This window comes from Kitasatospora sp. SUK 42 (assembly GCF_015776785.2).
Taxonomy (GTDB): domain Bacteria; phylum Actinomycetota; class Actinomycetes; order Streptomycetales; family Streptomycetaceae; genus Kitasatospora.
Genome location: NZ_LFMD02000003.1, coordinates 1,091,358 through 1,105,920 on the forward strand (window position 1 = coordinate 1,091,358; position 14,563 = coordinate 1,105,920).

Genomic DNA, 14,563 nt, shown 5'->3' on the forward strand with positions numbered 1-14,563 from the left:
CTCCCGGCCGTGGCAGGAAAGGTGGGAAACAGGTCATTGCTGCCATCACGGCCCGCTGACAGGCTGGCCGCATGAGAGCGCACAGCGTGGTCGTCGTCCTCCACGAGGGCGTGCAGAGCCTCGACGTGACCGGCCCCCTGGAGGTGTTCGCGGGAGCGGGCGCCGCCGCCGGGCGGCCGGGGGCGTACCGGGTGACCACCGCCTCCCCCGGAGGCGGACCGGTGCGCAGCCACAGCGGCCTGCGGCTGCTGCCGGACGCGGACCTCGCCGAGGTCGGACCGGTGGACACCCTGCTGGTCCCCGGCGGGCAGGGCACCGGGCACCCGGACGGCGCCCTGGTGGCGCGGATCCGGGAGCTGGCCGGCCGGGCCGGGCGGGTGGTGTCGGTGTGCACCGGGGCCTTCCTGCTCGCCGAGGCCGGGCTGCTGGCCGGGCACCGGGCCACCACCCACTGGGCCTTCTGCGAGGAGCTGGCCCGGCGCTTCCCGGACGTCGAGGTGGTCCCGGACCCGATCTACGTCCGGGACGGGCACCTCGCCACCTCGGCCGGGGTCACCGCCGGGATCGACCTGGCGCTCGCCCTGGTCGAGGAGGACCTCGGGCGGGACGCCGCGCTGCTGATCGCCCGCCATCTGGTGGTCTTCCTGCGCCGGCCGGGCAACCAGGCGCAGTTCAGCACCCAGCTGGCCGCCCAGGTGGCGGCCCGGCAGCCGCTGCGCGAGGTCCAGCGGTGGATCGCCGAGCATCCGGAGGCCGACCTGTCGGTCGAGGAGCTGGCCCGCCGCTCGGCGCTGTCGCCGCGGCACTTCGCCCGGGCCTTCGCCGCCGAGGTGGGGGTCACCCCGGGCCGGTACGTGGACGGGGTCCGGCTGGAGGCCGCCCGGCGGCGGCTGGAGGACACCGACGACGGCATCGAGGAGATCGCGCGCTCCTGCGGCTACGGCACCCCGGAGGCGATGCGGCGCGCCTTCGTCCGGACCCTGGCCGCCCCGCCCGCCGAGTACCGGCGCCGCTTCCGTCCCGAACCAATCGGAGGTCACTGATGCGCATCGCTGTTCTGCTCTACCCCGAGTTCACCGCCCTGGACGCCGTCGGCCCGTACGAGGTGCTGTCCCGGATCCCGGGCGCCGAGGTGGTGTTCACCGCCGCCCGGCGCGGCCCGGTCCGCACCGACATGAGCAGTCTGGCGCTCACCGCCGACGCCGCCCTGGACGAGGTGGACTCGGCCGACGTGCTGCTCGTCCCCGGCGGGCCGGGCACGGAGGCCCAGCTGGGCGACCCGGCCGTGCTGGAGTGGGTGCGCGCGGTCGACGCGACCACCACCTGGACCACCTCGGTCTGCTCCGGCTCGCTGCTGCTGGGCGCGGCCGGGCTGCTCAAGGGCCGCCGGGCCACCTCGCACTGGGCCTGCCTGGACCAGCTGCCCCGGTTCGGCGCGGAGCCGACCGGGACGGAGCGGGTCGTGCTCGACGGCAAGTACGCGACCGCGGCCGGGGTCTCGGCCGGGATCGACCTCGCGCTGTCGCTGACCGGCCGGCTGGCCGGGGACGCGACCGCGGAGGCGATCCAGCTGGTGATCGAGTACGACCCGCAGCCGCCCTACTCGGCGGGCTCGATCGCGACCGCCTCGCCCGAGCTGGTCGCCGAGCTGCGCTCGAACCGGCTGCTGCTGGGCTGAGGCCCGCCCGGCGGCTCCCGCCGGACGAGCGGGGCGGGAGCCGTGCTCGGACACCCCACACGGGTGTCGGGTCCGAGCACGGCCCCCGCGGATCGGCAGGAGGTCAGCCGGTCACCGGCTCACCGGCTCACCGGGCCGTCAGCGACCGAAGTACCCGTCGAAGTTCTTGGAGAACTCCCGGCCGCCGAACTGGTCCCAGTTGACGGACCAGGTCATCAGCCCGCGCAGGTTCGGCTGGGCGCCCGAACGCGGCACGTACGTCCCGCAGTTGGTCAGCTTGGTGAGGCAGTCCAGCGCCTTGTTCACCTCCGACGGGGCGATGTAGCCGTTGCCCGCGTTGGTGGTGGCCGGCATGCCGATGGCGATCTTGGAGGCGGGCAGCGGCGGGAACATGTTGTTGGTGTTGCCCGCCACCGGGAAGCCCGTGAGCAGCAGGTCGGTCATCGCGACGTGGAAGTCGGCGCCGCCCATCGAGTGGTACTGGTTGTCCAGGCCCATGATGGAGCCGGAGTTGTAGTCCTGGACGTGCAGCAGGGTGAGGTCGTCGCGCAGCGCGTAGATGACCGGCAGGTACGCCCCGGCGCGCGGGTCCTGGCCGCCCCAGGGGCCGGATCCGTAGTACTGGTAGCCGAGTTGGACGAAGAAGGTCTCCGGCGCCATGGTCAGCACGAAGCCCGGGCCGTACTTGGCCTTGAGGGTCTTCAGCGCCGAGATCAGGTTGACGATGACCGGGCTGGTCGGGTTCTTGAAGTCGGTGTCGCCGGTGTTGAGGGAGAGCGAGTGGCCCTCGAAGTCGATGTCGAGCCCGTCCAGGCCCCACTTGTCGATGATCGCCGAGACCGAGCTGACGAAGGTGTCCCGGGCGGCGGTGGTGGTCAGCTGGACCTGGCCGTTCTGGCCGCCGATCGAGATCAGCACCTTCTTGCCCTGGGCGCGCTTGGCCGCGATGGCGGCCTTGAAGTCCGCGTCGGACTCGACGGTCGGGCAGTCGGTGGGCGAGCAGCGGTTGAAGCGGATGTCGCCGGAGGTGACGGAGGTGGGCTCGCCGAAGGAGAGGTCGATGTAGTCCCAGGAGTTGGGGACGTCGGCCATCCGGGTGTAACCGGCGCCGTTGGCGAAGCTGGCGTGCAGGTAGCCGACCAGGGCGTGGCTGCCGGCGGGCGGCGGGGTGGTCGGGGTGCCCGTGGGTGTGCCGGTGGGGGTTCCGGTCGGGGTGCCCGTGGGCGTGCCGGTCGGGGTACCCGTGGGCGTGCCGGTCGGCGTCGCGGTCGGCGAGCCGGTGGGCGTGGGCGTACCGGTGGGCGTGGGCGTCGGGCTGGGGGCGCCCGGCCCGTCCAGCGAGATGTCGTCCGCGTAGTAGGTGCCCTGGCCGTACCAGCCGTGGGTGTAGACGGTGGCGCTGGTCTGGTTGGCGCCGGTGGTGAAGCTGAGGCTGAGCTTCTGGTAGGCGCCGCCGGTGCTGGGCGTCCAGGTGCTGGGGCCGCCGCCGTCGACGCCCAGGTAGACGTACGCGCCGTTGACGTAGGCGCTGAGCGTGTAGGTGGTGTTGGGCGCGACGGCGACGGTCTGGCCGCACTGGGCGGTGTCGGAGGCGGTGGCCGCGGCGGCGAGCGCGTAGCCGCCGCTGTGCACCGGGCTGGTGACGACGCTGCCGGTGTTGCCGGTGCAGCTCCAGGGGCCGAGCGAACCGGACTCGAAACCGCCGTTGACCAGGAACTCGCCGGCCGAGGCGCTGGGCGCCAGGCCCAGGGTGACGCCGACCAGGGTGGCCGCGGCGACGGCGGAGGCGGTGCCGGCGGCGAGCACGGCCCGGCGCCCCTTGACGGGGGGCCTGCGGAAGGGGGTTCTGCGCATGCGGGTGCTCCTGCGATGGCGCGGTCGTGGGGGACGTCCGAGGGCACGCCGGAGCACGCGCCAGTGGGGGGAACGGCCCGGCCTGGCACCCTAGTTGGACTAGACCACTGAAGTGGATCCGGCAGTGCGCTGTCAATGGTCCAGACCGGTTGGGAGGCCTCCCGACCGCCCCGGCGGACCGCCCCGGTTGCCGGGGGTGACACCCCGTCGAAGGATGGAGGGGTGACCCCGCCCGGCTACCTCCGCTTCCCCCACCTGCACGGCGGCCTGCTCACCTTCACCGCCGAGGACGACATCTGGATCGCCCCGCTCGACGACGACGGCGCCGGCACCGGCCGGGCCTGGCGGGTCAGCTGCGACCGCGCCCGGGTCAGCCACCCCCGCTTCTCCCCCGACGGCACCACCCTCGCCTGGACCAGCTGGCTCAGCCCGGCCCCGGAGGTGTGGACCGCCCCCGTCGAGGGCGGCGAGGCCCGGCGGCTCAGCTTCTGGGGCAGCCAGGACACCCGGGTGCGCGGCTGGCTGCCGGACGGCGAGGTACTGGCCGTCACCTCCTTCCACGAGCCCTTCGGCCACTACACCTGGGCGCACGCCCTCCCCCTGGACGGCTCCCCCGGCCGCCGGATGCCCTGGGGCCCGGTCGGCGACGCCCAGATGAGCCGGGAGCGGACCGTGCTGCTCACCGGCGCGGCCCCGCACGAACCCGCCTCCTGGAAGCGCTACCGCGGCGGCGCCATCGGCCGGCTCTGGGCCGACGGCGAACCGATCCTGCCCGAGCACACCGGCCACCTCGCCTCCCCCATGCCGGTCGGCGGCCGGATCGCCTTCCTCTCGGACCACGAGGGCATCGGCAACGTCTACTCCTGCCGCCCCGACGGCAGCGACCTGCGCCGGCACACCGACCACGCCTCCTACTACGCCCGCGAGGCCGCCACCGACGGCACCCGGATCGTCTACCAGCACGCCGGCGACCTCTGGCTGCTGGACGGCCTGGACGCCCCCGCCCCGCGCCGGCTGCACGTCCCGCTCGGCGGCGCCCGGGCCGGCCGCCGCCCGTACCAGGTCGGCGCCGCCGCCCAGGTCAAGGACCTCGCCTGCGACCAGACCGGCCGGGCCGGGGTGATCACCGTGCGCGGCAGCCAGTACTGGCTCACCCACCGGGACGGCCCGGCCCGCGCGCTCGCCGACACCCCGGGCGTGCGGACCCGGCTGCCGGTGGTGCTCGGGCACACCGGCGAGGCCGCCTGGGTCACCGACGCCCAGGGCGCCGACGCGATCGAGGTGATGCCGCTGCCCGGGCACGAGGGGTCCGGGCAGCACCACCACCGGATCCTCGCCGCGGGCAGGCTCGGACGGGTCCTGGAGCTGACCGCCTCCCCCGACGGCAGCCGACTGGCCGTCGCCGCCTCGGACGGACGGCTGCTGCTGGTCTCCGCCGCCGACGGCGAGGTGCGCGAGGTCGCCGCCTCCGGCTACGGGCCGGTCTCCAGCGCCCGGTTCTCCCCCGACTCGCACTGGATCGCCTGGTCCCAGCCGGCCGCCGGGCGCTCGCTGCGCCGGATCCGGCTCACCCGCGCCGACGCGCCCGCGCCGACCACCGACGTGACCGACGGCCGCTTCGAGGACGAGCAGCCGGTGTTCACCCGGGACGGCCGCTACCTGGCCTTCCTGTCCTGGCGCGGCTTCGACCCGGTCCACGACGTGCACACCGGCGACCTCTCCTTCCCGCTCGGCTGCCGCCCGTACCTCGTCCCGCTCACCGCCGACACGCCCTCCCCCTTCGCCGCGGCCGTCGAGGACGGCGCCCCGCACGGCGACGGCGGCGGCGACGGCACCGTACGGATCGACCCGGAGGGCATCGGCGAGCGGCTGCTCCAGTTCCCGGTGATCGCCTCCAAGTACTCGGCGACCGACGCGGTGCGCGGCGGCCTGCTCTGGCTGCGCTGGCCGATCTCCGGCACCCTCGGCCAGACCTTCGCCAGCCCCGAGGACATCTCCGGGCGCCCCTCGCTGGAGCACTTCGACCTGGTCCGGGGCACCCGCACCACACTGGTCGACAAGCTGGACGGCTACGCCGTCTCCGGGGACGGCGGCTCGATCGCGGTCTACTCGGCCGGCACCCTGCGGATCGTCCCGGTCGCCGCCCCCTCCGCCGGGGCCGTCGTCGACCTGCGCCGGATCACCCACACCGTGCACCCGGCCGCCGAGTGGCGCCAGGCGTACCACGAGGCGGCGCGGATCGTCCGGGACCAGTTCTGGGACGAGCGGATGTCCGGACTGGACTGGCCCGCGCTGGTCGCCCAGTACGAACCGCTGCTGGAGCGCGTCTGCTCACCCGACGACTTCGCCGACCTGCTGCGCGAACTCCTCGGCGAGCTCGGCACCTCGCACGCCTACGTCACCCCGTCCCGCCGCGCCGAGGGCCCCACACTCGCCCAGCTGCCGCTCGGCCTGCTCGGCGCCAGCGTCCACCGCTCCCCCGACGGCCGGTGGCTGTTCCACCGGCTGCTGCCCGGCGAGTCCTCCGACCCGCGCGCCCGCGCCCCGCTGGCCGCCCAGGGCGTACGGGACGGCGACGAACTGCTGGAGGTCGCCGGCCGCCCGGTGGACCCGGTCCGCGGACCGCTGCCGCTGCTGGCCGGCACCGGCGGCACCACCGTGGAACTGGCCCTGCGCAGCGACCCGGACGGCCCGGTGCGGAGGATCGTCGTCACCCCGCTGACCGACGAACGGCCCATCCGCTACCAGGACTGGGTGGCCAAACGCCGTGCCCTGGTACGGGAGTTCAGCGACGGCCGGTGCGGCTACCTGCACATCCCGGACCTCGGCGGCTCCGGCTGGGCGCAGTTCAACCGGGACCTGCGGCGCGAGCTGGACAAGCCCGCGCTGGTGCTGGACGTACGCGGCAACGCCGGCGGCAACGTCTCCGAACTGGTGCTGGAGAAGCTCACCCAGCACGTCCTCGCCTGGGACTTCAGCCGGGGCCGCCAGCCGGTCCGCTGGCCCCGGCACGCGCTGCGCGGCCCGCTGGTGGCGCTCGCCGACGAGGCGACCAGCTCGGACGGCGACGTGATCATCGCGGCGATCAAGCTGCTCGGCCTCGGCCCGGTGATCGGCAACCGCACCTGGGGCGGGGTGGTCGGGATGACCGGCCGGCACACCCTCGGCGACGGCACCCAGATCTCGGTGCCGAAGAACGCCTCCTGGTTCAGCGGCGGGCTCGGCTGGTCGGTGGAGAACCGGGGCGTCGAGCCGGACGTGCACGTGCTGCGCACCCCGCGGGACTGGGCCCGCGGCAGGCACCCCGAGCTGGTCGCCGCCGTCCAGCTGGCCCTGGAGCTGCTGGAGGACGCCCCCGCGGCGGCGCCCCCGCCGGAGTCCACGCCCCGGCCGGACCTGCGGCGCCCGCCGCTGCCGCCGCGGACGGGGTGATCCCCGGGCTCAGCCCCAGGGGTCGCCCTCGGCGGTCATGTCCTCGGCGGCGCGCCGGTCCGCCTCCTCCTGGGCGCGCTGCTCCGCCGTCTCGCGCTTGCGCTCGACGTCGTTGCTGTACGCGTCGACGGTCTCGTCGTGGGCGAGGGCGGCCCGCTCCGCGGCCTCCTGACCGGCGTGCTCGTGCGGCGGGCGGTGGAACAACCTGTCGAAGATGCCCATGGCTCCTCCTCCGGGGGGAACGACGGAATGCCGGGCTGCCCCCACTCTCACACCGGGGGCACGGGGACGCACGTTGAGCCTTTGGTCCCTGGTGGACGCGCCCAAGGGCCGTAGCCGGGGGCGGCCGGCGGGTGGAGGGTGGAGCCGTAGGCCGAATCGACGCCACCGTCTGGAGCCCGCTGTGACCGTCGCACCTTCCGCACGCCAAGCCCGGCGCACCGCCGAGGAGTCGCACGACGGACCGCGTCGGCGGGTCGGTTCGCTGGCCGCGCTGGACGGGCGGCTGCCCGGCACCCACGACCTGCTGCTGATGCAGTGCCCCAGTTCGCTGCGCCCGCTGGCGGGCGGCGAGCTGCCGGACTGGGCGCGGGCGGTGCTGCGCGCCCATCCGTGGGTGGTGGTCGGCCGGGCGCCCTCGGTGGTCGGCACCCCGGTGGACGTGCCGAACCCGCAGCGCTGCACCCGGGACCCGGAGGCGGCCCCCGAACACTGGCTCCCGGTGACCGTGCGCGGCCCGCGCCCCGGGCAGCGGCTGGACGCGCTGGCGCCCTGGGCCGCGGTGGCCCGGACGCTGCGGCCCGAACAGCTGGCCGACCGGCAGGGCCGGCTGGCCCCCGAGCGGGTCGCCGGGATCCCGGCCCTGGCCCTGCTGCCGGAGGTCGGCCGGCTGGTGGCGGACCACCGGCTGTCCTGGGGACCGATCGGCGCGGTCGGCTACGAGCTGGGCACCGGCGTCCCGGTGGCCGGGCCGCTCAGCCCGCTGCGGCTGGTGCTGCGCGCCCCGCACCCGGTCAGCCGGCGGGACGCGCTGCAGCTGCGGCGGGCGCTGAGCAAGCTGCCGGTGCCGGTGCAGGCCGAGCTGGAGACCCGGTACGGCTCGGTGCAGCTGGCCGAGTACGCGGCCTCCCCGGTCACCCTCACCCTGCTGACGCCGCACGGGCCCCGGGAGGTCCACGATCCGTGGTTCCCCCGGGGCCCGTTCGTGTAGGCCCTGGCCGAGGAGAGCGGCGCAACGGGCCGGGGCCCTCGTTCTCAGCCGCTGACGCTGGGCGCGCCCGTCTCCAGGTGCCCGGTGAACCGCTGCGACCAGCTGCCGTCGACGTCCACCGTGACGGTGAAGTCGTACCAGCCGTTGGTGTAGGCCACCGCGTTGAAGAAGTCGCTCACGCTGCCGCCCGCCGGCACCTGGTACGTCCAGGGGCCGTCCGTGCGGTAGTTGTTGGAGGCGATGGTGAAGGTGATCGGCGTGCTGCCGGAGTTGGCCAGCTTGAAGTAGACGGCCAGCTTGCCGGTGCCCGGCTCGACCGCGTACGAGGCGGTGACGGCGGCGTTCTTGCCCGCCTTGGTGGCGTCGCCCTTGAAGCGGCGCAGGAAGCGGTTGGGGCCGACCACCGACAGGTCGTACGGGCCGCCGCCGAAGTTGGTGCCGCAGTTGAAGAAGTCGCTGGTGCTGCCGCCCGGGTCCACCGTGTACTGCCAGGGACCGCCGCTGCGGTAGGCGTTGGCGTAGGCGGCGAAGTGCGAGGACTTGGAAGCCCCGTTGGCCATGCTGATCCAGACCTTCATCACCCCGCCCGAGCCGAACTCCAGGTGGTCCAGGTTGGCGTTCGGTTGGTACGGCAGCGCACGCGCGGGGCGGGTACCCGTCTCCTGCACCGGGAGCTGGTTGTTCACCGGGGCCGGGTTGGGCAGCGGGCCGCACGCCGACAGGCCGATGGTCTGCGAGGTGTCGGGCAGCGCGGGGAGGCCGTAGACCGGGTTGGCGAAGTCGAAGACGCTGGTGAGGTCGCCGCAGACGCGGCGGCGCCAGTCGCTGATGTTCACGCACTGCGCGGGGGTGCCGAGGGCGGCCGTCCAGACCTCCAGGAAGCGCAGCACCGAAGTGTGGTCGAAGGTCTCGGAGTTGACCCAGCCGCCGCGGGTCCACGGCGAGACGGCGATCAGCGGGACGCGGAAGCCGAGGCCGATGTTGGTGCCGTTGACGAACTCGCCCGGGGTTCCGGCCGGGGCGACCGGTGGCGGGACGTGGTCGAAGAAGCCGTCGTTCTCGTCGTAGTTGATGAACAGGACGGACGAGTTGAAGACGTTCGGGTCCGCGTTCAGCGCGTCGATCACGTTGTGGACGAAGTGCGCGCCGTCGGCCGGGGTGGCGTACGGGTGCTCGGAGGAGGCCTGGTCGGGAACGATCCAGGAGACCTGCGGGAGGGTGCCGGCCAGCACGTCGGCCTTGATCGCGGCGACGATGTCGTCCGGGGTCTTCCCGGTGACCTTGGGCACCGAGCCCATCCCCTTGGTCGCGAGGGCACTGCCGGCCGGGGCGTTGGCGAACTGCGAGAAGTACGCCAACGCGTTGTCGCCGTAGTTGTCGGCGGCGTTCTGGTAGACCTTCCAGCTCACCCCGGCGCCTTCCAGCGCCTCGGCGTAGGTCTGCCACCGCAGGCCCTTCTCGTCACCGCCGTCGTAGGCCGGGCCGCCCGCCGTCCCGGCCGGGTCGATCTGGCCGGACCAGTGGTAGGTGCGGTTGGGGCCGGTCGCGCTGAGCACCGAGCAGTGGTAGGCGTCGCAGATGGTCCAGTTCTCGGCGAGCGCGTAGTGGAACGGGATGTCCTGGCGGGTCAGGAAGCCGAGCGTGCGGACGTTGCCCTTGGCGGAGACCCAGTTGTCCATCTTGCCGCCGTTCCACGCGCTGTGCTGGTCGCTCCAGCCGTGGGAAAGATCCCCGTTGCACTGGGCCAGGCGCTCGGGGTCGGCGCCGCCGGCCGGCTTGGTCTGGCTGAACTGCCAGGGGTACTGGCGGCCGAACAGGCCGTTGGGCTGGTTGAAGACGCTGTAGCCGCCGGCGATCTGGATGGCGCTGCGGTCGGCGAAGCCGCGCACGCCGCTCAGCGTGCCGAAGTAGTGGTCGAAGCTGCGGTTCTCCTGCATCAGGATCACCACGTGCTGCACGTCCGTGACGGTGCCGGTCGTGGAGAGCGCGGTGGTGCTCGCGGTGGCGGCGCCCGTGGCGCCCGGGGCGGCCCCCGCGGCGCCGGTGCCGGCCACGGCGAGACCGGCCGCGGCGGCACCGGACAGCGTGACGAACTTCCTACGACTCAACTCGGCCATCAGCCCGGTCCGTCCCTTCGCTGGCGATGTTGTGTACACAAGTCGGGGCTCATCGATCGCGCAGCAGTCTCCACCGCTCGCGAACCGGGCCACCAGATGCGCACGGGAGGGTTGGCGGACTGTTCGTCCGGGCGTCACCGAGCGACGCCGGGCTGAACGTCCGACGGATCCGCCGGGAAGGAACCGGAACGGGATCCGAAAGTCAGCGGTCCTTCACCTCGATGCCCAGCGCGTGGGCGAACTGCGGCGCCAGCTCCAGCAGTTGGGTGGAACTGATGACGGCCCCGCGCAGCCCCTGGTGGCCGTCCACCAGGCCGAGCCGGCTCGCCCCGCGCAGATCGGTCCTGCTCAGCACGGCCCCGCGCAGCCGCACCTCCTCCAGCGTGGAGCCGGGGAAGGACACCCCGGTCAGCTTGGCCTCGCCGAAGTCCACGTCGCGCAGCAGGCAGTCCTCGAACACGACGTCCCGCAGCACGGCCGACCGCAGGTTGACCGCCTCCAGCTTGCAGCCGCGGAACACCACCCGGCGCAGCGCCGAGCCGTACCCGGCGACCCCGGCCAGCACGCCGCCGACGAAGGCGCTGTCCTGCCACTCGGTGTCGCTCAGGTCGCAGGCCACCCAGCGGCCGGCCTGCACCCAGACCTCGTTGAACCGGGCCTGGCGCAGCTTGACCCCGCTGAGCGCGACCGAGGTGAAGGCGCACTCCAGGAAGGCTGCCCCGGCGCCCGACTCGTCGGTGTGCTCGCCGCCGTCGAAGTGCGTGGTGTCGTACCTGGCGTCGCTGCGCAGCGGCCCGGTGTGGGGGCTCAGCAGGTCGGCGTACGGGAGGTCGGCGAGCTGGTCGGGGACGGAGCGCGACATGGCGGTGGAACCTCACGGTCGGGGACGGGCGGGCCTCATCCGCATGCTCGCACGCACCACCGACAAAGCCCCGGACGACGACACCTGGGACGACGACACCTGGGGACGACGGCGCCCCGGACCGGCCGCGGGGCGCGGTCGGTCCGGGGCCGGGTCGGCCGGGTGGTACGGGACGATCAGGTGGTACGGGTCGATCAGGTGGTACGGGTCAGCCGAAGAGCCAGAGCGAGTTGACCCGGCTGCGCTCGTTGCTGTTCGGGTACGGGTTGGTGCAGGACGGGCCGGGGCCGCCGCCCGACATCAGCTCGCTGCACGGGCCGGAGTAGTGGTCCGGCAGGCCGAGCACGTGCCCGGTCTCGTGGGCCGTCACCCGGACCGAGTTGTACTGCTGGTTCTGCTGGTAGTCGAGGAAGATGTAGCCGCTCCCGTGCCCGTCGGTGCTGGCGTAGGAGCCGCGGCTGTCGTTGCCCTCGTAGTAGCGGAAGTCGGCGTTCGAACCCGCCCGCAGCTGGACGTTGCCGACCGAGCTGTTCCAGATCTGCGCGGCGCTGGCTATCTGGTTGCGGAAGGACGGGGCCGAGCTGGCGTCATAGGTGACCACGACGGTCGCCAGGAGGGGGTTGGCGGCCTGCTTGGACTTCGCGGAGGCCATCACGGCCTGGAAGAACGCCTGGTTGTCCGCCGTCTCGGCGGCCGAACCCGCGTACGTCGAGGCGGTGTAGCCCTGCACGGCCGGGGCGGCCGGCGCGGCGGCGGCCGCGGTGGTGGGCAGCACGGCGAGGCCGGCCGCGAGGGCCAGGCCGAGGGTGGCGGACAGCACGGATCGCTTCATGTGGGGGCTCCTGAGGACTTCTGGGGACTCCGGCTCGCGGGCGCCGCAGCCGGGTTGGGGCCGGCGTGGGGGAACGCCCGGTGACCGGGTGGTGTCCCCAGAGCTTCAGGCAGCCCGACGGGCGGGCGGATGATGTCAACCTGCGATAGGTCGACCCAATACCCCTGCCACCCCACGGATTTGAGCCGTCTTTTACTCGTCTTGACTCGTCCATGCCCCTGGCATTCCGTTCCCCCTGGGGCTAGGCTCCGAGGCGGGGAAGTACCCATGCGGCGGGCCGCCCGTTTCCGGCCGGGCGGCCCGTCGCGGCCTCGATCCCCCTGCTGGAAGGGTCAGTTCGCGGACGCCAGCCCGTTCGCCCAGAGCACGTCGACCTGCGCCCGCTCGTTGCTGTCGGGGTACGGGTTGGTGCAGGACGGGCCGGGGCCGTGGCCCGACATCAGCTCGCTGCACGGGCCGGAGTAGTCGTCGGGCAGGCCGAGCACGTGCCCGGTCTCGTGGGCGGTGATCCGCAGCGGGTCGTACTGCTGGGTCTGCTGGTAGTCGAGGAAGATGTAGCCGTGCCCGTGCCCGTCGGTGCTGGCGTAGGAACCGCTGCCACTGCCCTCGGTGTACGAGAAGTCGCCGGTGCCGCTGGTCTCCTGGAGCTGGACGTTGTGCACCGCCCCGTTCCAGATCTGCGCGGCGCCGGCGATCTGGCTGGTGAAGGAGGGCGCGTTGGTGGTGTCGTAGGTGACGGTGACGGTCTGCAGCCACGGGCTGGCGGCCTGCTTCGCTTTCGCGGAGGCCATCACGGCCTGGAAGAACGCCTGGTTGTTCGCCGCCTCGGCGGCCGAACCCGCGTACGCCGCGACGACTCGACCCTGGACGGCGTGGGTCTGAACGGCGGGCGCGGCGGGCGCGGCGACGGCGGTGGCGGTGGCGGGCAGGGTCGCGAGGCCGGCGGCGAGGGCCAGGCCCAGGGTCGCGGACAGCACTGATCGCTTCATGTGGGGGCTCCGAGTTCGCGGTGCGCCTCCCCGCCGGCCGGTGGGGGCCGGGCACGGCGGTGGCCGGCGCGCGGTGGGGGCCGCCCCGACCGGGATCGGGGGCGGTGTGTCGCCCCTGAGCTTCGACCCGTCCGGGCCGGTCACGGATGATGTCAACCGGCAATAGCCCGGGCGCATACCGGTGGGGATCCGCCGAGTGTTCCGTCGGCCTGCCCTTGATCTCATGTCATGTCCTTGGCGATGCGCCTCGGCGGCGTCTATGCTCCCGTCGTGGAGCTCGACGTGAGACACCTCCGGGTGCTGTGCGCGATCGCCGACACCGGCAGCCTCCGCAAGGCCGCGCTCCAGCTCGGCATGACCCAGCCCTCGCTCACCACCCAGTTGCACCGCATCGAACGGGCCATCGGCGGCACCCTGTTCACCCGCGAGCAGACCGGGAGTCGGCCCACCGCGCTCGGCCACTCGGTGCTGTCCCGGGCCCGGCCGGTGATCAGCGAGATGGCCGCGCTGGTCGCCGCCGCCCGCCAGGAGGCCCGCGATTCGGCCGGCCCCGGGCGGCAGCGGCGGCTGCGCATCGGCAGCGTCGGCAGCCGGGCGGTCGCGGCCTGGCTGCGCCGGGTGCACGAGCGGCTGCCGGACACCGACACCACCATCCACGTCGACATCTCCGCCAGCGCCCTGCTGCGCATGGTCGCCGCCGATCAGTTGGACGTGGCCTTCGTGTACGAGAGCGAGGGCTTCCCGTTACGGGTGCCGCCGGACGCCGAGCACCGGGTGCTGATGGCCCGCGAGCCGCAGTTCGTCGCGCTCGCCGCCGGCCACCCGGCCGCCGCCCGCCCGGTCGTACACCTGGCCGACCTCGCCGAGGACACCTGGATGGTCGATCCGACCGCCGACCACGAGTACGCGGCGATGCGCCGGGTGTTCAGCGAGGCCGGGCTCAACCCCCGGGTGGTGCAGGTGCGGGACAACGCCACCGCCGCCGAGCTGGTCGCCTCCGGCGAGGCCGTCCGCCCCTGCCAGCCGACCTCGCTGCCCGGGCCCGGCACGGTGGTCCGCCCGGTGCACGGGGACCCGTTGGCCGTCCGGCTGCTGTTCACCTGGCGCCCCCGCGCGCTCAGCCCGCCCGCCCTGGACGCGCTGTACGGCGAGCTGCGCGCCGCCTACCTGGATCTGGCCAAGGTCAACCCGGCCTACCTGGCCTGGCTGGCGCGGCACGAACCGGTGCTGCTGGAGCGCGTCTGAACCCCGGTGGGCCGGGCGAACCCGTACGAACCGGAACGAAGCCGAACGAACCCGTACGGACCGGGTCTCGATGACCACTTGTGCCTCTTTTTTTCCGTACCGTCAGCCGTAGTTGACGCTTCGGTGCGCGAAGTGGGTGACAGCACGGCGGGTTTCCGGGCGTGCCCCGCGCGCTCTGCCGCGACCTCCCGGACCGCCCCGCTAGATTCGTCCCCGGTTGGAAGCGAGCGCGGGCCCTTCGGGGCCCCATGACACGGGCGGCCTGCGAGCAACGCGGAAGGTCAAGGCGGGTGGCAGGACAGCGGGGGCGGCCGAGCCGACCAACCCGTGTCCGCACCACCCGC

Annotated in this window: 11 protein-coding genes; 5 read left to right on the forward strand and 6 right to left on the reverse strand. The window is 73.8% G+C overall.

Annotated elements, in window-relative coordinates; all coding sequences use genetic code 11:
* The first annotated feature begins 71 nt into the window (after positions 1-71).
* Both RZ50_RS14575 and RZ50_RS14580 read left to right on the forward strand, forming a co-directional pair.
* Positions 72-1,043 (forward strand): GlxA family transcriptional regulator, encoded by a 972-nt coding sequence (locus RZ50_RS14575; protein WP_196950128.1) that lies wholly within the window; start codon positions 72-74, stop codon positions 1,041-1,043.
* Positions 1,043-1,678, forward strand: coding sequence for a DJ-1/PfpI family protein (locus RZ50_RS14580; RefSeq protein ID WP_196950127.1), 636 nt, complete (start codon positions 1,043-1,045; stop codon positions 1,676-1,678). The genes RZ50_RS14575 and RZ50_RS14580 overlap by 1 nt, the downstream gene beginning before the upstream one ends.
* 138 nt (positions 1,679-1,816) lie before the next feature.
* On the opposite strand, the gene RZ50_RS14585 is transcribed toward RZ50_RS14580, so the two are convergent.
* On the reverse strand, positions 1,817-3,532 hold the full coding sequence (locus RZ50_RS14585; protein ID WP_196950126.1) for a chitinase: 1,716 nt from the start codon (positions 3,530-3,532) through the stop codon (positions 1,817-1,819).
* Positions 3,533-3,667: 135 nt separating this feature from the next.
* Here RZ50_RS14585 and RZ50_RS14590 point away from each other — a divergent pair, with 135 nt between their 5' ends.
* A complete protein-coding gene (locus RZ50_RS14590) occupies positions 3,668-6,964 on the forward strand; it encodes a S41 family peptidase (RefSeq protein WP_196950125.1) in 3,297 nt (1,098 codons plus the stop codon).
* A 9-nt stretch (positions 6,965-6,973) separates the two neighbouring features.
* Here RZ50_RS14590 and RZ50_RS14595 read toward each other — a convergent pair whose 3' ends face one another.
* Complete coding sequence (locus tag RZ50_RS14595; protein ID WP_196950124.1) at positions 6,974-7,186, reverse strand: hypothetical protein; 213 nt, start codon at positions 7,184-7,186, stop codon at positions 6,974-6,976.
* A 181-nt stretch (positions 7,187-7,367) separates the two neighbouring features.
* Here RZ50_RS14595 and RZ50_RS14600 point away from each other — a divergent pair, with 181 nt between their 5' ends.
* Positions 7,368-8,174, forward strand: coding sequence for a phosphoribosyl-dephospho-CoA transferase MdcG domain-containing protein (locus tag RZ50_RS14600; RefSeq protein WP_196950123.1), 807 nt, complete (start codon positions 7,368-7,370; stop codon positions 8,172-8,174).
* A gap of 44 nt (positions 8,175-8,218) precedes the next feature.
* Here RZ50_RS14600 and RZ50_RS14605 read toward each other — a convergent pair whose 3' ends face one another.
* From RZ50_RS14605 to snpA (RZ50_RS14620), 4 genes are all read right to left on the reverse strand, one after another.
* On the reverse strand, positions 8,219-10,291 hold the full coding sequence (locus RZ50_RS14605; protein WP_196950122.1) for a phosphocholine-specific phospholipase C: 2,073 nt from the start codon (positions 10,289-10,291) through the stop codon (positions 8,219-8,221).
* Between the two features lie 202 nt (positions 10,292-10,493).
* Positions 10,494-11,153, reverse strand: a complete 660-nt coding sequence (locus tag RZ50_RS14610) for a pentapeptide repeat-containing protein (RefSeq protein WP_196950121.1) — start codon at positions 11,151-11,153, stop codon at positions 10,494-10,496.
* Between the two features lie 208 nt (positions 11,154-11,361).
* A complete protein-coding gene (gene snpA / locus RZ50_RS14615) occupies positions 11,362-11,985 on the reverse strand; it encodes a snapalysin (protein WP_196950120.1) in 624 nt (207 codons plus the stop codon).
* 332 nt (positions 11,986-12,317) lie between these two features.
* Positions 12,318-12,974, reverse strand: coding sequence for a snapalysin (snpA, locus tag RZ50_RS14620; RefSeq protein WP_196950119.1), 657 nt, complete (start codon positions 12,972-12,974; stop codon positions 12,318-12,320).
* A gap of 270 nt (positions 12,975-13,244) precedes the next feature.
* Here snpA (RZ50_RS14620) and RZ50_RS14625 point away from each other — a divergent pair, with 270 nt between their 5' ends.
* Positions 13,245-14,219, forward strand: a complete 975-nt coding sequence (locus RZ50_RS14625) for a LysR family transcriptional regulator (protein WP_308271633.1) — start codon at positions 13,245-13,247, stop codon at positions 14,217-14,219.
* The last annotated feature ends 344 nt before the right edge of the window (positions 14,220-14,563 follow it).

Bases quoted from the DNA above. Each gene is read 5' to 3' on its own strand.
- snpA (WP_196950119.1), bottom strand. From the start codon at position 12,974: ATGAAGCGATCAGTGCTGTCCGCGACCCTGGGCCTGGCCCTCGCCGCC.
- RZ50_RS14610 (WP_196950121.1), bottom strand. From the start codon at position 11,153: ATGTCGCGCTCCGTCCCCGACCAGCTCGCCGACCTCCCGTACGCCGAC.
- snpA (WP_196950120.1), bottom strand. From the start codon at position 11,985: ATGAAGCGATCCGTGCTGTCCGCCACCCTCGGCCTGGCCCTCGCGGCC.
- RZ50_RS14585 (WP_196950126.1), bottom strand. From the start codon at position 3,532: ATGCGCAGAACCCCCTTCCGCAGGCCCCCCGTCAAGGGGCGCCGGGCC.
- RZ50_RS14590 (WP_196950125.1), top strand. From the start codon at position 3,668: ATGGTCCAGACCGGTTGGGAGGCCTCCCGACCGCCCCGGCGGACCGCC.
- RZ50_RS14605 (WP_196950122.1), bottom strand. From the start codon at position 10,291: ATGGCCGAGTTGAGTCGTAGGAAGTTCGTCACGCTGTCCGGTGCCGCC.
- RZ50_RS14595 (WP_196950124.1), bottom strand. From the start codon at position 7,186: ATGGGCATCTTCGACAGGTTGTTCCACCGCCCGCCGCACGAGCACGCC.
- RZ50_RS14575 (WP_196950128.1), top strand. From the start codon at position 72: ATGAGAGCGCACAGCGTGGTCGTCGTCCTCCACGAGGGCGTGCAGAGC.
- RZ50_RS14580 (WP_196950127.1), top strand. From the start codon at position 1,043: ATGCGCATCGCTGTTCTGCTCTACCCCGAGTTCACCGCCCTGGACGCC.